Origin of the sequence: Aurantimonas sp. Leaf443, assembly GCF_001425575.1 — a bacterium.
Classification (GTDB): Bacteria; Pseudomonadota; Alphaproteobacteria; order Rhizobiales; family Rhizobiaceae; genus Leaf443.
Map to the genome: position 1 here is coordinate 18582 of NZ_LMRD01000013.1, position 17767 is coordinate 36348.

Annotated in this window: 14 protein-coding genes and 1 tRNA gene; 8 read left to right on the forward strand and 7 right to left on the reverse strand. The window is 70.2% G+C overall.

The features are described 5' to 3' along the window. The first annotated feature begins 48 nt into the window (after positions 1–48). The 7 genes from ASG48_RS18970 to ASG48_RS17210 all read left to right on the forward strand — a co-directional run bounded on the left by ASG48_RS18970 (position 49) and on the right by ASG48_RS17210 (position 10371). Positions 49–486 (forward strand): I78 family peptidase inhibitor, encoded by a 438-nt coding sequence (locus ASG48_RS18970; RefSeq protein ID WP_055852818.1) that lies wholly within the window; start codon positions 49–51, stop codon positions 484–486. A gap of 81 nt (positions 487–567) precedes the next feature. Beyond that, positions 568–2187: a GMC family oxidoreductase N-terminal domain-containing protein gene (locus ASG48_RS17185; protein WP_055852822.1), complete on the forward strand. Its 1620-nt coding sequence runs from the start codon at positions 568–570 to the stop codon at positions 2185–2187. Between the two features lie 106 nt (positions 2188–2293). Beyond that, on the forward strand, positions 2294–3541 hold the full coding sequence (locus ASG48_RS17190; protein WP_162243939.1) for a glycosyltransferase family 39 protein: 1248 nt from the start codon (positions 2294–2296) through the stop codon (positions 3539–3541). Between the two features lie 135 nt (positions 3542–3676). Next, complete coding sequence (locus tag ASG48_RS17195) at positions 3677–5344, forward strand: AMP-binding protein (RefSeq protein ID WP_055852828.1); 1668 nt, start codon at positions 3677–3679, stop codon at positions 5342–5344. Positions 5345–5618: 274 nt separating this feature from the next. Further along, a tRNA-Met gene (locus ASG48_RS17200) sits at positions 5619–5695 on the forward strand. A 395-nt stretch (positions 5696–6090) separates the two neighbouring features. Continuing rightward, positions 6091–8082 carry a PAS domain-containing hybrid sensor histidine kinase/response regulator gene (locus ASG48_RS17205; protein ID WP_055852832.1) on the forward strand — a complete coding sequence of 664 codons (1992 nt, stop codon included), beginning with the start codon at positions 6091–6093 and terminating at the stop codon, positions 8080–8082. A gap of 375 nt (positions 8083–8457) precedes the next feature. Continuing rightward, on the forward strand, positions 8458–10371 hold the full coding sequence (locus tag ASG48_RS17210; protein WP_055852834.1) for a potassium transporter Kup: 1914 nt from the start codon (positions 8458–8460) through the stop codon (positions 10369–10371). Positions 10372–10380: 9 nt separating this feature from the next. Here ASG48_RS17210 and ASG48_RS17215 read toward each other — a convergent pair whose 3' ends face one another. From ASG48_RS17215 to ASG48_RS17235, 5 genes are all read right to left on the reverse strand, one after another. Further along, positions 10381–11031 carry an aspartate/glutamate racemase family protein gene (locus ASG48_RS17215; RefSeq protein WP_055853114.1) on the reverse strand — a complete coding sequence of 217 codons (651 nt, stop codon included), beginning with the start codon at positions 11029–11031 and terminating at the stop codon, positions 10381–10383. A gap of 127 nt (positions 11032–11158) precedes the next feature. Further along, positions 11159–12040: an ABC transporter permease gene (locus ASG48_RS17220; RefSeq protein WP_055852837.1), complete on the reverse strand. Its 882-nt coding sequence runs from the start codon at positions 12038–12040 to the stop codon at positions 11159–11161. A gap of 3 nt (positions 12041–12043) precedes the next feature. After that, positions 12044–12928 carry an ABC transporter permease gene (locus ASG48_RS17225; RefSeq protein ID WP_055852840.1) on the reverse strand — a complete coding sequence of 295 codons (885 nt, stop codon included), beginning with the start codon at positions 12926–12928 and terminating at the stop codon, positions 12044–12046. A gap of 182 nt (positions 12929–13110) precedes the next feature. Further along, positions 13111–14397 carry a PotD/PotF family extracellular solute-binding protein gene (locus tag ASG48_RS17230; RefSeq protein WP_055852843.1) on the reverse strand — a complete coding sequence of 429 codons (1287 nt, stop codon included), beginning with the start codon at positions 14395–14397 and terminating at the stop codon, positions 13111–13113. A gap of 82 nt (positions 14398–14479) precedes the next feature. Further along, on the reverse strand, positions 14480–15472 hold the full coding sequence (locus tag ASG48_RS17235) for an ABC transporter ATP-binding protein (RefSeq protein WP_055852845.1): 993 nt from the start codon (positions 15470–15472) through the stop codon (positions 14480–14482). Between the two features lie 254 nt (positions 15473–15726). Between ASG48_RS17235 and ASG48_RS17240 the strand changes: the two genes are divergently transcribed. Further along, positions 15727–16449 (forward strand): GntR family transcriptional regulator, encoded by a 723-nt coding sequence (locus tag ASG48_RS17240; RefSeq protein WP_055852848.1) that lies wholly within the window; start codon positions 15727–15729, stop codon positions 16447–16449. Positions 16450–16494: 45 nt separating this feature from the next. Here ASG48_RS17240 and ASG48_RS17245 read toward each other — a convergent pair whose 3' ends face one another. After that, entirely contained in the window at positions 16495–16719 is a 225-nt protein-coding gene (locus ASG48_RS17245) for a hypothetical protein (RefSeq protein WP_055852851.1), read from the reverse strand. A 235-nt stretch (positions 16720–16954) separates the two neighbouring features. After that, the gene (locus tag ASG48_RS17250; protein WP_055852853.1) at positions 16955–17620 is read right to left on the reverse strand and encodes a TetR/AcrR family transcriptional regulator; all 666 of its coding nucleotides are present in this window, start codon (positions 17618–17620) and stop codon (positions 16955–16957) included. Between the last annotated feature and the right edge of the window lie 147 nt (positions 17621–17767).

Sequence of the window (17767 nt, forward strand, 5' to 3'; positions counted from 1 at the left end):
GCCGCGAGGCCCTCCGGAACCCGGCAAGCGCCCGGAAAGGACGACGCGATGACGGCGACACGTGCGACGGTTCTGGGCGGCGCTGCGGGCGCGCTTCTCCTGGCCGCCGGCTGCTCGGGAACGCAGGAGCGCCGGGCCGAACTGCCGCCGCTGCCGCCCGCCCCCGCGATCGGCGCGCCCGCGGCGCCAGGCTACGGCACGCCGCCCGGCCTGCCCGGCGGCATGGCCGGAACGCCGGTCGCCGGCGGCCTCGGCGGACCGGTCGGCGGACCGCCCGCCACGGCCGGATGCGACGCCGGTGCCGCGCAGGGCGTCGTCGGCCGGCTCGGCAACGTGGCGGCGAGCGACGAGGCCAAGAGCCTGTCGGGCGCCGCCAGCGTGCGCGTCCTCTATCCCAACCAGCCGATCACGCAGGAATTCATCGGCACGCGCCTCAACCTCGAGACCAACGACGAGAATATCGTGGTGCGCGTGCGCTGCGGGTAAGCCGGCTCTCCGAGCCCGGCGCCGTCCGCCTTCGACGAAGGGCGTCTTGCCCGCCGCGCGCGGTCATGGTCGAACCGGAGCATGGAAACGCTCGACGGTACCTACGACTTCGTGATCCTCGGCGCCGGCACGGCCGGATGCGTCCTGGCCGAACAGCTGACCGCCTCGGGGCGCCACCGCGTCCTCGTGCTGGAAGCGGGCGGGCGCGACGACTGGATCTGGTTCCACATCCCGGTCGGCTATCTCTTCGCCATCGGCAATCCGCGCGCCGACTGGATGTTCAGGACCGAGGCCGAACCCGGCCTCAACGGGCGCGCCCTCTCCTATCCGCGCGGCAAGGTGATCGGCGGCTCCTCGGCCATCAACGCCATGATCGCCATGCGCGGCCAGGCGGCCGACTACGATGGCTGGCGCGCGCTCGGCCTGCCCGGCTGGGGCTGGAGCGACGTGCTGCCGCTGTTCCGCGCCATGGAGGATCATTTCCTCGGCGACAGCGAGCATCACGGCGTCGGCGGCGGCTGGCGCGTGGAGGCGCCGCGCCTCTCCTGGCCGGTGCTCGACGCCGTGCATGCGGCGGCCGTCGAGATGGGCGTTCCGGCCAATGCCGACTTCAACCGCGGCGACAACGAGGGCGCGGGCTATTTTCACGTGAACCAGAAGCTCGGCCGGCGCTGGTCGGCGGCGCGCGGCTTCCTGAAACCCGCGCTGAAGCGGCCGAACATGCGGCTCGTCACCCATGCCATGGTCGAGCGGCTGGTGGTGGAGGACGGGCGCGTCGTGGGCGTGCGCTACCGCCGCGACGGCGTCTCGCGCGAGGTGCGCGCCGGGCGCGAGGTGATCCTCGCGTCCGGCGCCATCGGCTCGCCGCAGATCCTCCAGCTGTCCGGCATCGGGCCGGCGGCCGAGCTTTCCCGGCTCGGCATCGCCCCCGTCCTCGACGCGCCGGGCGTCGGCGCCAACCTGCAGGACCATCTCCAGCAGCGCGCGATCTACAAGGTGAGCGGCATCCGCACGCTGAACGAGACCTATTGGTCGCTGCCGCGCCGGGCGCTGATGGGGCTCGACTACGCCTTCCGCCGCCGCGGGCCGCTGACCATGGCGCCCTCGCAGCTCGGCATCTTCATGCGCTCGCGCGCCGGCCTGAACCGGGCCGACATCCAGTTCCACGTCCAGCCCCTCTCGCTCGACAAGTTCGGCGAGCCGCTGCATCGCGAGCCGGCCATCACGGTCAGCGCCTGCAACCTGAGACCCACCTCGCGCGGCACGGTGCGCCTGCGCTCGACCGAGCCCGGCGAGGCGCCGATCATCGCGCCGAACTACCTGTCGACCGAGGAGGACCGGCGCGTGGCCGCCGACGCCATCCGCCAGACGCGCCGGCTCATGGCTCAGCCCGCGCTCGCCCTCTACGGGCCGCGGGAGATCCTGCCCGGCCCCGGCACGGGCGACGACGAGGCGGCGCTCGCCAAGGCCGCCGGCGATATCGGCACCACGATCTTCCATCCCGTCGGCACCGCCCGCATGGGGGCCGACGACGAGCCCGGCGCCGTCCTCGACGCGCGTCTGCGCCTGCGCGGCCTGCCGGGCCTTCGCGTCGTCGACGCCTCGATCATGCCGACGATCACGTCGGGCAACACCAACACGCCGACGGCGATGATCGCCATGAACGGGGCGCGGATGATCCTGGAGGACGCCGCGCGCTGAACGCATGGGGCGCCGGGCCTCGCGGGCGTCTTCCGCAGCGCATGAGGCTGCGCTAGAGGGCTGGCCGACCGGCGCCGACGCGCCCGACGCCGCCGCCGAGGACACCATGCTCCTGCCCACCGCCCGATCGCTGCGCCTCTCCGGCCCCGGCCGGTGCGCGCCCCTTCCATGGGTCCCGGCGCTGCACCGGGTCGACGAAGCGATCGGGGCCTTCTGCCGGGCGCGGATCCTCGGCATTCCCGCCCCGCTCCTCTTCGTCGGGATCGTGCTCCTGAGCAATCTGGGGCTGAACCTTGCGACGGGCGTCGCCGCCGCCGCCGACGACCGCGAGCAGCTGACCTATGCCGGCGCCTGGGCGCTCGGCTATAGCGGGGTGCAGCCGCCGCTCCACACCTGGATCGTGCGCCTCGTCGCGCTGGTGGCGGGCGAACAGCTCGCCGCGGTCTATATCGCCCGCTTCGCCGTCCTCTTCGGCGTCTTCGCCGCCACCTGGACGGCCGCGCGCATCCTGCGCCTGTCGCGCGAAGCCTCGGCCGCGGCCATGCTCGGCCTCTTCCTCCTGCCGCAGATCGGCTGGGAGGCGCAGCGCACCTTCTCCCATTCGCTCACCGCCATGCTGGGCTGCCTGTGCGTCTTCGCCGTCCTGGCGCGGCTCCTGCGGGCGCCTTCGGCAGGAGACGGGGCGGCGCAGGCGCCGGCCTCGCCCGGCCTCCACGTGGCGCTCGGCCTCGCGGCGGCGGCCGCGCTTCTGGGCAAGTACAATAGCGGCCTCTTCCTCCTCGCCGCCGCGATCGCGCTCGCCACGCAGCCGGCGCTCGCCCGCCGCCTCTCGCCGCGCGGGCTCCTCCTGTCGCTCGCCACGGCCGCGCTCGTCCTCGCCGCCCCGGCGCTCTGGCTGATGGACCATGCCGAACGTCTCGGCGACAGCGCCGGCAAGTTCGCCTTCGGCGCCGCGGGATCCTTCCTCGGCGACCGCGCCGCCGGCCTTCTCGACCTCGCCGGCCAGACCGCCCTGTATGTCGCGCCTCTCGTGGCGGTGGCGATCCTCGCGGGCGGACGCCGCGCCCTGCGGCGCAACGCCGAAGCGCCGGGGGATGCCGCCTGCCGCCTGGCCGCGCGCTCGATCCTCGTCGGCCTCGGTCTCGCCGCCCTGGCGGTCGCGGCGAGCGGCGCGACGCAGGTGAAGATCTACTGGCTGCACCCCGTCCTCATCCTCAGCCCCCTCGCGGTGGCCGCATCGCTCGGCCCGCGCGACGGGAGCGCGGCGCCCAGGGCGATCGTCGCCGCCGGCCTGATCGTCGGCCCGCTGACCACCGCGATCTTCGCGGCGCGCCTGTTCGGCTTCGGCCATTGAGGGCCGCGCCGCCGCCCTCTCTGACGCCCTCCCGGCGGCCTTCCGCATCTTTCCATTGACGTAAACGGAAGAACGCTCGCTTTTCCCGTCCGGCATGCTAGCCTGCTCCAAAAACAGTGGGAGGAGGTGGGCGTCATGCACAGGCCCTGGTTGTCGCAATATCCCGAAGGCGTGCCGCACGACCTGCCGGAAATCGCCTATACGAGCCTCGTCGAGCTGTTCGACGAGGCGTTCCGCCTGCATGGCCCCAAGCCCGCCTTCCGCTTCATGGGCGCGGTTCTGACCTTCGCGGCCCTCGACGAGGCCTCGCGCCGCTTCGCCTCCGCCCTCCAGGCCAGCGGCCTGAAGCCGGGCGACAGGGTCGCGCTGATGATGCCGAACGTCTTCCAGTATCCGGTGGCGGTCGCCGGCGTCCTGCGGGCGGGCATGGTCGTCGTCAACACCAACCCGCTCTACACGCCGCGCGAGCTGCAGCACCAGCTGAAGGACAGCGGCGCGGCGGCCATCGTCATTCTGGAGAACATGGCCGCCACGCTCGCCGAATGCCGGGCGCAGGTGCCGGAGCTTCGCCACGTCGTGGTGACCTCGCTCGCCGAGATGCTGCCCTTCCCCAAGCGCCTCGTCGTCGACTTCGTCGTGCGCCGCGTGAAGAAGATGGTGCCGCCCTACGATCTGCCGGGCGCCGTCGGCTGGAAGGCCTTCATGGCCCGCGGCGGCACGGCGCCCCGCCCCGCCGGCACCGCGCTCGACGATGTCGCGGTGCTGCAATATACGGGCGGCACGACGGGCGTCGCCAAGGGAGCGATGCTGACGCACCGCAATCTCGTCGCCAATGTCCTGCAGTCGCAGGCCTGGTACGAGCCGGCGCTCGCCAAGGTGCCCGCGAGCGAGCAGGTCAACACCGTCTGCGCCCTGCCGCTCTACCATATCTTCGGCTTCACCGTGAACATGCTGCTCTCGATGCGTCTCGGGGGCTGCAACATCCTCATCCCCAACCCGCGCGACATCCCGGCCCTCCTGAAGGAGCTGAAGCGCCAGCGCTTCCACTCCTTTCCCGCCGTGAACACGCTGTTTGCCGCCATCGCCCGCCACCCGGAGGCCAAGAGCGTCGACTGGTCGGGCCTCATCCTGTCGGTGGGCGGGGGCATGGCCGTGCAGGCGGCGGTCGCCGAGCGCTGGCGCGCCCTCACCGGCTGCTCGATCTGCGAGGGCTACGGCCTGTCGGAGACCTCGCCCTCGGCGAGCTGCAACTCCGTCCTCTCGCCCGACTATACCGGCACGATCGGCGTCCCCATCCCGTCCACGATCTTCCGCATCCTCGGCGAAGACGGCGCGGATGTGCCGCTCGGCGAGCCCGGCGAGATCGCCATCAGCGGCCCGCAGGTGATGGCCGGCTACTGGAACCGGCCGCGCGAGACCCGCGAGGCGCTGACGCCGGACGGCTATCTCCTCACCGGCGACATCGGCATCATGGACGAGCGCGGCTCCGTGCGCATCGTCGACCGCAAGAAGGACATGATCAACGTCTCGGGCTTCAACGTCTATCCCAACGAGGTCGAGGACGTGGTGACGCGCATGCCCGGCGTCGCCGAGGCCGCGGCCATCGGCGTGGCGGACGAGAATTCCGGCGAGGCGGTGAAGCTCTTCGTCGTGCGCAGCGACGCAGGCCTTACAGCCGAGGGGGTCAAGGCCTACTGCCGGGAGAACCTCACCGGCTACAAGCGCCCGCGCGAGATCGAGTTCCGCGACGAGCTGCCCAAGACCGGGGTCGGCAAGATCCTGCGCCGCGCGCTGCGCGACTGAGCCGCCATCGCGCCGAAGCGCTCCGCGCTCGCCCCGAGCGGTCGCGGGCCGGCGCGCGCCTCCCCATCCCGCCCGCCTCGATTCGCCCGCCGCCCTTGCGGGCGGGCGCCCTTCTTGTATCCTCGGCCCAACCATGACGGCCGACCGCTCGAAAACCCCCAGCGCGTCGAAGGGGTTGTCGTTTTCTTCGCGAGGAGTGAAATCTCCTCTTCCCATTCATCGTCCCGTCGCATATATCCCCATCACCGGCGGCGAGAAGCCGACCCGGTCGTGACGCGGGGTGGAGCAGCCCGGTAGCTCGTCAGGCTCATAACCTGAAGGTCACAGGTTCAAATCCTGTCCCCGCAACCAAGATGAAGCGAACCCCCGTCCCTCGTGGCGGGGGTTTTGCTTTGCGCCCTGGCGCAGGCCGGACGCACGGCAGGATCGCCGGCCGGTTCCGGCCGGCTCCTCGCTTTTCCCGCCGCCGTGCCGGAACCCTCGCCTGCCGTCCGCCCTTCCCTGACTGTTCCGAGCCGCATAGGTTTCGGCGCGAGCCCGATCACCGAACCGCCATGGCGCCCGCGCAGCGGGGCGCAGATGGCCGAGGCACGGGCCAGGGCCGTGGCAGGAGCGATGGCGTGGCCTTGCGGCGCGCGGCCGGAGGGGGAACCGCGGACGGCTCCGTCCGTGCCGCTTTGCAAGTGCAAACCGATCGCGCCACGGGGTATGCGTCGATGGAAGAGCCGAGGCGACGGGCAGTGACGATGGATGGACGGACGAGCCTAGCGAACGAGACGGACGTCGCGGGAAACCTGGACGCCGGCGGCGGCGATCTCTTCCGCGCCATCGCCAACTCGATCGACCAGATGGTCTGGTCGACGCGCCCCGACGGGTTCCACGACTACTACAACGACCGCTGGTACGAGTTCACGGGCGTCCCCGCCGGCTCGACCGACGGCGAGGGCTGGAACGGCATGTTCCATCCCGAAGACCAGGAGAAGGCCTGGGCGGTCTGGCGCCAGAGCCTGGAGACCGGCGAGCCCTATCGCATCGAATACCGCCTGCGCCATCGCTCGGGCGCCTATCGCTGGGTGCTGGGGCGCGCCCAGCCGATCCGCGACGCTTCCGGGCGCATCGCGCGCTGGTTCGGCACCTGCACCGACATCCAGGAGATCGTCGACGCGCGCGAGGTGCTGGCCCGCTCGCGCGACGAGCTGGAAGCCCTCGTTGCCGAGCGCACCGCCGACCGCGACCGCTTCTGGACGAACTCGCGCGACCTCATCGTCCTCGTCGACGCGCAGAACGTCGTGCGGGCCGCGAGCCCCTCCTTCGAGACGATCCTCGGCCACCCGCCCCGGACCCTCGTCGGCCTGTCCTCGCTCGACCTCATCCATCCCGACGACGCGCCCTCCTCGAGCGAGGCGCTGTCCGAGGCCTTCGAGAAGGCCAACCTCACCGACTTCGAGAACCGCTACCGCCACGCCGACGGGTCCTATCGCTGGATCTCCTGGCACACGGCGCGCGAGGGCGACTACGTCTACGGCTACGGGCGCGACGTGACCGCCGCGCGCTGCCAGGCGGAGGAACTCGCCACCGCCCAGGACCTGCTGCGCCAGGCCCAGAAGATGGAGGCCGTGGGCCAGCTGACGGGCGGCGTCGCGCACGACTTCAACAATCTCCTGCAGATCATCACCGGCAGTCTCGACCTCATCCTGCGCCGCCTGCCGGAGGACGAGACGCGGCTGCGGCGCGCGGCGACCAACGCGATGACCGGCGCCACGCGCGCCGCCGCCCTCACCCACCGCCTTCTCGCCTTCTCGCGCCGCCAGCCGCTGCAGCCGCGCCCCGTCGAGGTCAATCGCCTCGTCACCGGCATGTCGGAGCTCCTGGAGCGCTCGCTCGGCGCCACGATCTCCATCGAGACGGTCCTGGCCGGCGGCCTGTGGCAGGTGGAGGCCGACCCGAACCAGCTCGAGAACGCGATCCTGAACCTTGCCGTCAACGCCCGGGACGCGATGCCGGACGGCGGGCGGCTGACGATCGAGACCGGCAACAGCCATCTGGACGCCGGCTACGCCCATCACCATGCCGAGGTCACGCCCGGCCAGTACGTCCTCCTCTCGGTGACCGACACCGGCACCGGCATGGACGCGCAGACCCTGTCCAAGGTCTTCGAGCCCTTCTTCACCACCAAGGAGGTCGGCAAGGGCACCGGGCTCGGCCTCAGCCAGGTCTACGGCTTCGTCAAGCAGTCGGGCGGCCATGTGAAGCTCTATTCGGAGCCGGGCCAGGGCACGAGCGTCAAGATCTACCTGCCCCGGCGCCTCACCGACGGCGCGCAGGAGGAGGAGGAGGCCGCGCAGATCGTGCCGGGCGGCTCGCAGCGCGAGACCATCCTCGTCCTGGAGGACGACGAGGCCGTGCGCGCCTATTCCGTCGAGGTCCTGCGCGATCTCGGCTACGGGGTCGTGGAGGCGGGCGACGGGCCGGCGGCCCTGCGCATCCTGGCCGAGCAGGGCGAACGGATCGACCTCCTCTTCACCGACGTCGTCCTGCCCGGCGGGCTGGACGGGGCGGAGGTCACGCGCCGCGCGCGGGCCGCCCTGCCGGACCTGAAGGTCCTCTTCACCACCGGCTACGCGCGCAACGCCATCGTCCACCAGGGCCGCCTCGATCCGGGCGTCGCCCTCCTCACCAAGCCCTTCACCTATGCCGATCTCGCGACGCGGGTGCGCGACATCCTCGACGCGCCCTGACCCGCACGGCCGCGCGGACCGGCCGTTTCGGCGGGTCTTACGCGCGTCATCGCGGCGTGCGATGAAGGGCGGTGCGGATCGGCGGGGCTATCGGTTGCAGAACGGGTCAGGAGCGTATCGCGATCCGCGTCCGGCCGTCGCGGCAGGGGCGCCGGCGCTTGCGTCGCGCGCCGGAATCTGCATGAAGAGCGCCCAGCCGCGCGACCGGGGCCTTGCTCGGAACCTCGCGCCACACATCTTGGGTCAAGGCTCGATCGCTACGATACCGCCCGCGACCGCAAACCCGACCGGCCGGCCCTCCTCCGGACCGTTCGGAACCGCCGCCGGCGCACGGGACTTGAGGCGCGCCTTCGCGATGCAGGACAGTTTCACCCCATGAGCATTCCCGAGACGGACGCCGCGCTTGGCCACCGGACAGATGCGGCCGATGCCGGGCACGCGCGCCACGGCCTCTTCGGCCTGACGCTCGGCAGCGTCGGGGTCGTCTACGGCGACATCGGCACGAGCCCGCTCTACGCGATGAAGGAGTCCATCCTCCATGTCGGCGAGAACCCGACGCCGGCGGAGATCATCGGCATCGTCTCGCTGCTCGTCTGGTCGCTGATCGTCGTGGTGACGCTGAAATACGTCTTCCTCGTGCTGCGGGCCGACAACCAGGGCGAAGGCGGCGCGCTTTCGCTCATGGCACTGACGCAGAAGGCGCTCTCCAAGCCGAGCCGCACCGTCCTCTTCCTCGGCATGATCGCCGCCGCCCTCTTCTACGGCGACGCCATCCTGACGCCGGCCGTCTCGGTCCTCTCGGCGGTCGAGGGCCTGAAGGTCGCCGCGCCCGGGCTCGACCAGTTCATCGTGCCCATCGCCATCGTCATCATCGTCGGCCTCTATGCCGTGCAGTCCTTCGGCACGGCGAGCGTGGCGCGCTTCTTCGGCCCGATCATGGTGATCTGGTTCCTCGTGCTCGGCATCATCGGCCTCTACCACATCGGCGACGCGCCGCAGATCGCGGAGGCGCTGAACCCGCTCAACGCGCTGACCTTCATGTTCGGCGAGGGCATCGTCGGCTTCACCGTGCTCGGCTCGGTCTTCCTCGCCGTCACCGGCGTGGAGGCGCTCTATGCGGATATGGGCCATTTCGGCAAGAAGCCGATCCGCATGGCCTGGCTGGCCTTCGTCGGCCCCTGCCTCCTCCTCAACTATCTCGGCCAGGGCGCCTTCGCGCTTTCCGATCCCGCGGTGGTGAAGGACCTGTTCTTCCTCTCCGTGCCCGAATGGGCCCGCCTGCCGCTCGTGCTCCTGGCCACCGTCGCCACCATCATCGCCGGACAGGCCGTCATCACCGGCGCCTATTCCCTGACCCAGCAGGCGATCCAGATGCGCCTCCTGCCGCGCCTGCAGATCGAGCACACGAGCGCCAAGGAGCGCGGGCAGATCTACCTGCCCACCGTGAACTGGCTGATGATGATCGGCGTCGTCCTGCTCATCCTGTTCTTCCAGTCCTCCTCGGCGCTGGCCTCGGCCTACGGCATCGCCGTCACCGGCACGATGATCGTCACCTCGATCCTGGCCATCGTCGTCTTCGCCTATGGCTGGCGCTGGGGCCTCGGCCTGTCGCTCGCCGTCTTCCTGCCCTTCCTGGCGATCGACTCGGCGTTCCTGGCGGCCAACATCCTGAAGATCGCCGACGGCGGCTACCTGCCGCTGGTCGTGGGCGCCGTCATCGTCCTCCTGATGTGGGTGTGGATGCGCGGCGTCGACGTGCTCGCCCGCCGCTCGGCCGAGCAGTACATGCCGCTCGACGTCTTCATCCGCTCGATGCAGAGTTCCTCGGTCACGCGCGTCTCGGGAACGGCCATGTTCCTGACCTCCACGCCCGACCAGGTGCCCTCGGCACTCCTCCACAACCTCAAGCACAACCGCGTCCTCCACGAGAAGAACGTCGTCGTCACCATCCGCACCGCCGACACGCCCTATGTCGACGAGGAGACGCGCATCGTCTACGAGCCGCTCGGCCCCGGCTTCTCGCGCATCGAGCTGAACTACGGCTTCATGGAGGAGCCCAACCTCATCCACGCGCTGATCCGCCTGCGCGAGAAGGGCGTGAAGTTCGACGTCATGTCGACGACCTTCTTCGTCGGCCGGCGCTCCATCAAGTCGGCCGAACGCGGGCCGATGCCGCGCTGGCAGAGCAAGCTCTTCATCCGCATGGCGCGCCGCTCCTACGACGCGATCGAGTATTTCCGCATCCCGGCCAACCGCGTGGTGGAACTCGGCACCTACGTCACGCTCTGACGCGCGCGTTCAGCGCGCGGCCGCCTCGCGTTCGAGCAGCGCGACGGCGGCCGCGACCCCGTCGATGACAGGCAGGCCGAAGCGGCGCGTATAGGTCTGGGCGAGATCGGCCATGCCCGCGCAGCCGAGCACCACGGCCGAGATCCCGTCCTCGGCGATCGCCGCCTCGATCTCGGCGCCCACCTTCTCGCGCGCCGCCTCGCCCTCCTCCTCCAGCGCCAGGACCGGCACCTGCGAGGCGCGCACGCGCGCGCGCATGGCCGCCAGCCCATAGGCGCCGATATTGGCGTCGAGGATCGGCACCGAGACGGCAAGCGTCGTCACCACCGAGAAGCGGTGCCCCGCCTCGGCCGCCGCGCGGTAGCCCGCCTCGCCGATGCCGACGACGGGGCGCGCGGTGAGCGCGCGCGCCGGCGCCAGACCCGTATCGTCGAAGCAGGCGATGGCGAACCCGTCCATGGCGCCGGCATTGGCCTCGATCAGCGCCAGGAGCCCCGGCACCGCCGCCTCGCCATCCGCCTCGCCCTGGATGGAGGGCGGGCCGTCCGCGTTGGTCAGCGCCACGATCCGCGTGCCCGGCGATGCGGCCCGGCGCGCGGCGGCGGCGATCTTCTCGGTCATGGAGGCGGTGGCATTGGGGTTGATGAAGCAAAGGCGCATGGCGAAACGGTCCGTTGGGAGCGCCATGCGCCCCTCGGGACGCACGAGTGGCGCTCCATCCATCGATCTGCAGAGCCGCCGGAGGACGCGGCGGGGGAGGAAGAGGGGCGGCGACGGGCCGGGGCCGTCAGACCCCGCGCCCGGCATCCGAGGCGCCGCGCATGCGGCGGCGGCGCAGATAAAGGCCGGTGCCGAGCGTCAGGCCGATGACGAGGAAGGAGACGGTCGTCGTCATCGTGCCGAGCGCGTAGATCGCGGGCGTCGTCACGGTCGAGGTCAGGCCCTGGAGTTCGAGCGGCAGCGTGTTCGGGCCGCCGATGGCCTGGCTGGTGCGGGCGATCTCGTCCCAGGAGAGGGTGAAGCCGAACAGCGCCACGCCGATGAGATAGGGCGCGATGATCGGCAGCACGACATGGCGCAGCGTCTGCCAGGGGCCGGCGCCGAGGTCGCGCGCGGCCTCCTCGTAGGCCGGGTTGAAGCGGTTGAAGACGGCGAACATGATGAGCATGCCGAAGGGCAGCGTCCAGGTGAGATGGGCGCCGAGCGCGGAGGTGAAGAGGCCCATGGACGATTGATAGCCCGCGCCGCCGAGCCCGCTGGCCTTCACGAAGTCGTCGAGGATGCGGAACTCGAGCGCGATGCCCAGCGAGACGACGATGGAGGGCAGGATGAGGCTGGCGATGGCGGTGTAGAAGAGGAGCGTCGAGCCGACGAAGCGGCGGCGGAAGGCGAGCCCGGCCATCAGCGAGACGACGACGGTCAGGACCGTCACGATCAGCCCGAGCCGCAGCGAGCGCGCGAAGGCCGCCCAGACGTCGACCACGCCGAGCCCCTGCCAGAGCACGCCGAACCAGTGCAGCGACAGGCCGCGCATCGGGAAGGTCATGCCCCCTTCCGGCCCCTGGAAGGAGAGGATGAAGATCGTCAGCGTCGGCCCGTAGAGGAAGGCCACGAAGAGCGCGAAGAAGAGCGCCAGCGGAAGGAAGGCGCGGCTGCGGCGGTCGCCCATGGCTCACAGCTCCTTGCGGATGTCGACGACGCGCGTCAGCGCGAAGATGATGAGAAGGACGGTGGCGAGCAGGACCACGGCATTGGCGGCGGCCACGGGGAACTGCAGATAGCTGATCTCCACCGAGATCGTCTTGCCGACCGAGGCGATCTGCTGGCCCCCCATCAGGCCGATCGTGATGAAATCGCCCATCACGATGGTGACGACGAAGATCGAGCCGATGGCGATGCCCGTCTTGGACAGGGGCACGATCACGTTCCACAGGATCTGCCAGCCGCTCGCGCCCGCGTCCCGCGCCGCCTCGATCAGCGAGCGGTCGATGCGCAGCATGGAATTGTAGATCGGCACGACCATGAAGAAGGTGAAGAGGTGGACGAAGGTCAGCCCCACCGAGAAGGAGGAGTAGAGGAGCCAGTCGAGCGGCGTGTCGATCAGGCCCGCCCCGATCAGCGTCTGGTTCACCAGGCCCTCGCGGCCGAGGAGCGGGATCCAGGAGATCATGCGGATGACGTTGGAGGTCCAGAAGGGCACGGTGCAGACGAGGAAGAGCGCCGACTGGATTTCCGGGCTGCGCACCTCGAAGGCGAGGAAATAGGCGATGACGAAGCCGATCCCGAGCGTCAGCACCCAGACCGCGAGACAGAAGGTCAGCGTCGAGAGATAGGTCTTGAACGTGGTGCAGAGCGCCGGCAGGCGGGTGATGCAGCGGTCGAACACGTCGAGATAGTTCTGCACCGTAAAGGCCGGCTGGATCTGGTAGTTCTCGTAGGTCCAGAAGCTCACCACCACGATGAGGACGAGCGGGATCACCAGGAACAGCAGGAAGATCAGCGCCAGCGGCATGGCCTGGAGATAGGGGACGACCCCGTTGCGGGACGATGCGGCCATGCGGGGCTCCGGCTCTGATGGTGGCTTGGGCAGGGCTGCCGCCCCGGACCCGTCTCCGCCCCCGATCCCCGGGTCGGGCCGCCGGCCAGTCCCGGGAGGGCGAAGACGGATGGGGGCGAGGGGACGCGGATCCCCTGGCGGGGATGCAGGGGACCCGCGTCCCCCGCCGATCGCTGCGAGCCTCAGGCCGCGACGAACTCGTTCCACTTGCGGATCATGTAGGCGTCCTCGTCCATCACCGCGTTCCAGCAGGCGACGGCGCCCATGCGCTGCTCGTAGGAGCCGCCGTCGCGGGTCGCGCCCTTGAGGGCGATGATCTGGCCCTGCGGAGACTTGATGTCCTGGCTCGCGGGCTTGCCCTCCATCCAGTAGGCCCATTCGTAGGGCTCCATGGAGGCCTTGGCGGTCGGCAGAACGCCGGAATAGTAGCCCTGGCGGTTGAGGAAGGCGCCGGCCCAGCCGGAGAGGAACCAGTTGACGAACTCGTAGGCCGCGTCGAGCTTGCGGCCCTCGAGCGTGGCGGGGAGCGCGAAGCCGGAGGCCCAGGCGCGATAGCCTTCCTTCAGCGGCTGGAAGACGCAGTCGATGCCCTTGGAGCGCACCGCCGTGACGGCCGGCGACCACATGGACTGGATGACCGTCTCGCCCGACGACATCAGGTTGACGCTCTCGTTGAAGTCGGACCAGAGGGCGCGGAACTGCCCGGCTTCCTTGGCCTCGATCAGCGTCTCGATCGTCATGTCGATCTCGTCGCGGGTCATGTTGCCCTTGTCGGGATATTTGTACTTGCCGGTCGCCTCGATCACCATCGCCGCGTCCATGATGCCGATGGAGGGGATGTTGAGGATGGAGGCCTTGCCCTTGAACTCGGGGTTCAGGAGCTCGGCCCAGCTCTCGATCGGGCGCTTGATGAGGTCGGGCCGGATGCCGAGCGTGTCGGCATTGTAGGTCGTGGGGATCAGCGAGATCCACTCGGTCGGACTCGCCGAGAAGGTCTTGGACTTGTTGCCTTCCAGATAGAGCACCTTCCAGGGCGCGGTGCCCTGGTCGCCGATCTTGCGGCCGTCGATCTCGCCCTTGGTGAAGACCGGCGTGATATTGTCGAATTCCTTGATGCGCTTGGCGTCCATGCCCATCAGGTTGCCGGTCGGCACGAACTTCTTCAGCGAGAAATATTCCGTGTCGACAATGTCGAACGTGTTCGGCTGGGTGATGATGCGCTTGGTCACCTCGTCGGTCGTGACGGGCACGTATTCGATGGTGATGCCGAGGTCTTCCTTGACCTTGTCGGCGATCTCCTTGGACTGGTTCACCGCCGTGCCGAGATAGCGCAGCGTCACCGCCTCCTGGGCGCGCACGTACGGAAAGCCCGTGATGGCGCCCGAGCCGAGCGCGGTGCCGGCGACAGCGGCGGCCGAGGTCTTGAGGAAGCTGCGGCGGTCCATGCTCGGCGTCTTGGTCTCGGTCATCTGTCGTCCTCCTGGATCGAAGAAAGGGGGTCTGGATGCATCGTCCGCCCCGGGGGCCGGCGTGCCGGCTCGGGCGGAAGGGTCAGGCGCGGGCGCCAAGCGCGTATTCGTCGGCAAGCGACCAGTGGATCGGGCGCGTCTCGCCGAGCCCGGCGGGCTGCGGGAAATACTGCTCTTCCGGGATCACGGCGGTGATCTCGCCGGCCGTCGGGCTCGCGAGCACCACGGTCACGGTCGCGCCCTGGTATTCGACGCCCCGCACCTCGCCGGCGAAGGTGCGCGTGCCCTCGCCGCCGACGCCGAGGCGCACCCGGTCGGCGCGCACGGTGACCTCGCCGGCGCCCATCGGCACGACGTTGTGGCCGCCCATGAAGCGGGCGACGAAGGCGGTGGCCGGCCGGTGGAACACGTCCTGCGGCGTGCCGGCCTGCTCGATGCGACCGTCCTTCATGATGACGACGAGGTCGGCGAGCGCCATCGCCTCGTCCTGGCCGTGGGTCACGTGCAGGAAGGAGATGCCGAGCTCGCGCTGCAGGCGCTTGAGCTCGGTGCGCACCTTCAGGCGCAGGAACGGATCGAGCGCCGAGAGCGGCTCGTCGAGAAGGAGGATGCCGGGATCGGTGACGAGCGCGCGCGCCAGCGCCACGCGCTGCTGCTGCCCGCCCGAGAGCTGGGCCGGCATGCGGCTCTCGAACTTCGTCAGGTCGACGAGCTCCATCACGCTGCGCGCCTTGGCGTGGCGGGCCGCCTTGTCGACACCCTTCATCTTCAGCGAGAAGGCGATGTTGTCGAGGACGCAGAGATGCGGGAACAGCGCGTAGGACTGGAACATCATCGCCGTGCCGCGGCGGGCCGGCTCGAGGTCGGTGATGTTGGAGGCGCCGAGCAGGATGTCGCCGGACGTCGCGATCTCGTGCCCGGCCACCATGCGCAGCGTCGAGGACTTGCCGCAGCCCGACGGGCCGAGGAAGCAGCAATAGGTACCGGCCGGGACCCTGAGGTCGATCGCGTCAACGGCGATCGTGCTGCCATAGGCCTTCGTCACCTGCACGAGTTCGAGATCACCGGTCGCCATCGCAGCCCCTTCGATGCGTTCGCAACTCCCCATGCATCGCGCGTGCCAGATGGCATTCGGGGGTCCCGAAGGCCTGTCGCGCCGGGCGATGCGATCTCGGGGGGGATCGGGCGGACGGGACGGGCCGGCCGCCTCTGCCCAAGGAGGCATCAGGCCGATGACGAAATTGTACACAATCCTCGTATCCGAGGATGGTTTTGCGGGGCGCGCCGGAATCGGGCATGCTGCACCCGCACAGTCGCGGATCGAGGACCATGCCGACACGAGGAGCCAGAGGCGGACAGACGGGCCGCGCGCGCACCGGCGCCCGTGCCTCGTGGGAGGCGATCTATGCCGGCCTTCACGAGGCGATCCTGCGCCATCGCCTGGATCCGGGCGCCAAGCTCGTCGAGGAGGAGGTGGCGGAGGTCTACGGGGTCAGCCGCACGCTGGTGCGCAGCGCCCTGCAGGCGCTGGCGCGCGAGGGCATCGTCCTCATCCAGCCCAATCGCGGGGCGGCGGTCGCCCATCCCTCGACACGCGAGGCACGCGAGATCTTCGAGGCGCGCGCGCTCATCGAGCCGCAGACGGCGCGGCTGGCGGCCGCGCGGATGAACGAGACCGGCCTTTCCCGGCTCGGCGCCTGCCTCGACGCCGAGCACCGGGCGCTGGCGGCGGACGATCCGCGCGAGGCGGTCTATCTCTCGGCGCATTTCCACAGCGTGATCGCCGAGATCGCCGGGCACGCCGTCCTGTCGGAGATCGTCTCGGGCCTCCTGTCGCGCTCCTCGCTCGTCGTCGCGCTCTACTGGCGCCGGCCGGAGATCCTCTGCGAGAACGCCGCCCATCACGCTCTTCTGGACGCGCTGGGCAGCGGCGACGGCGACGGCGCGGCGCGGCTGATGCGCGAGCATATGGAGAGCCTCCTGGAGGGGCTCGACCTGACCGAGCGCCCGCCCCGGCGCTCGACGCTGGCCGAGGCTCTGGCCCGGCCCTGACGGCGCGCGAGACCCGCGCGTGCGGGCGCCGCGCCGCAGGACGGTTCACGCCTGGCGCCGGGCCGCGTCCTCCGCGAAGCGCATGGAGACGCCGGTGCGCCGGCATTCCTCGACGATGATGCGCGTGATCATCGGCTCGACGCCGCCCGCCCTGTTCCAGTAGCGCTCCAGAAGCTGGCGCGTCAGCTGGTTCACATAGACGACGCCCGTCTCCGCACGTGCCGCTTCCACCGCCGCCTGAACGTCGGAGATGAGCTCCTGCCTCTTCATGCTTCCACCCTTGCGCGGGCCGCTTTCGCCGTGTCCGGCGCGCGACCCGAATCCTTTTCTTCCGTTCGCGGTGCGATAGGCCCCGATTGTGACACGGGTGCCGTCGCCGCCCGGCCGGAACCGGACGCGCTCCACATATCGTGGCCCACCTCTCGGGGAACCCTCGATTTTTAGGGCTTGGCGAAAAAACGCCCGGCCTTGCGACAGGGACGCACGGCGCGACCGGCCGGTTCCTTCACGTCTTCGGGTTGCGACCGTAGGCTGCAAGGAAGACGCGGATGCCGCCCTCCACCAGGGCGTCGCACTCGGCCTGCGAGACGGCCTGGACGGCGACGAGGGCGCGCAGGGGGATGTCGCCTTCCACGAGCGACAGGAACTGCGTGGCGGCGAGCTGCGGATCGGTGATCGCCACGAGCCCGCGGGCATCGGCCCGCTCCAGGAAGGCGGCGAGCCGGTCCTTCAGGACGCGCGGCCCGCTGCGGAAGAAGATCTGCCCGAGTTCGGGAAAGCGCGGCGCCTCGGCGATCATGATGCGGTGGAGCGAGAGCGCGTCGGGCGTGGCGAACATGGCGAGGAACTGACGGGCGACGCGGCGCAGCACCGTCTCCACGTCGCCGGCCTCGCTGACGATGGCCGGCAGGCCGCTCGCGATGGCGCGGCACTCGTCGCAGATCAAAGCTGCGAAGAGATCCTCCTTGGAGGCGAAATGGGCGTAGAGCGTCGCCTTGGAGACGCCGGCCGCGCGCGCGATCGCGTCGGTGCTGACGCCGTCATAGGGCATGTCCAGGAAGAGGCGCCGCGCGCCCGCCATGAGCTGGCGCACCTTCGGATTGTCCCGGTCGGGCTCCGGCATGTCGGCGGTCGGCCGGCGGCCGTCCGGATCCTGCGTGGCACCTGCCAAAGCGTTCCTCCGCCGCCTCCCCGCGCGAAGGCCCTTGAACTGGACGGTTCAGTTCGGATTGACTCCGCGCCGAACGCACGCCATTCTGTGCCTGAACCGAACGGTTCAGTCTAGTCCTCCATACGATCGGGATGGCGCATGTCCGGC

What these genes read in the sequence shown, in the direction of transcription:
- ASG48_RS18970 (WP_055852818.1), top strand. Translation starts at nt 49, where the DNA reads ATGACGGCGACACGTGCGACGGTTCTGGGCGGCGCTGCGGGCGCGCTT.
- ASG48_RS17185 (WP_055852822.1), top strand. Translation starts at nt 568, where the DNA reads ATGGAAACGCTCGACGGTACCTACGACTTCGTGATCCTCGGCGCCGGC.
- ASG48_RS17190 (WP_162243939.1), top strand. Translation starts at nt 2,294, where the DNA reads ATGCTCCTGCCCACCGCCCGATCGCTGCGCCTCTCCGGCCCCGGCCGG.
- ASG48_RS17195 (WP_055852828.1), top strand. Translation starts at nt 3,677, where the DNA reads ATGCACAGGCCCTGGTTGTCGCAATATCCCGAAGGCGTGCCGCACGAC.
- ASG48_RS17205 (WP_055852832.1), top strand. Translation starts at nt 6,091, where the DNA reads ATGGATGGACGGACGAGCCTAGCGAACGAGACGGACGTCGCGGGAAAC.
- ASG48_RS17210 (WP_055852834.1), top strand. Translation starts at nt 8,458, where the DNA reads ATGAGCATTCCCGAGACGGACGCCGCGCTTGGCCACCGGACAGATGCG.
- ASG48_RS17215 (WP_055853114.1), bottom strand. Translation starts at nt 11,031, where the DNA reads ATGCGCCTTTGCTTCATCAACCCCAATGCCACCGCCTCCATGACCGAG.
- ASG48_RS17220 (WP_055852837.1), bottom strand. Translation starts at nt 12,040, where the DNA reads ATGGGCGACCGCCGCAGCCGCGCCTTCCTTCCGCTGGCGCTCTTCTTC.
- ASG48_RS17225 (WP_055852840.1), bottom strand. Translation starts at nt 12,928, where the DNA reads ATGGCCGCATCGTCCCGCAACGGGGTCGTCCCCTATCTCCAGGCCATG.
- ASG48_RS17230 (WP_055852843.1), bottom strand. Translation starts at nt 14,397, where the DNA reads ATGACCGAGACCAAGACGCCGAGCATGGACCGCCGCAGCTTCCTCAAG.
- ASG48_RS17235 (WP_055852845.1), bottom strand. Translation starts at nt 15,472, where the DNA reads ATGGCGACCGGTGATCTCGAACTCGTGCAGGTGACGAAGGCCTATGGC.
- ASG48_RS17240 (WP_055852848.1), top strand. Translation starts at nt 15,727, where the DNA reads ATGCCGACACGAGGAGCCAGAGGCGGACAGACGGGCCGCGCGCGCACC.
- ASG48_RS17245 (WP_055852851.1), bottom strand. Translation starts at nt 16,719, where the DNA reads ATGAAGAGGCAGGAGCTCATCTCCGACGTTCAGGCGGCGGTGGAAGCG.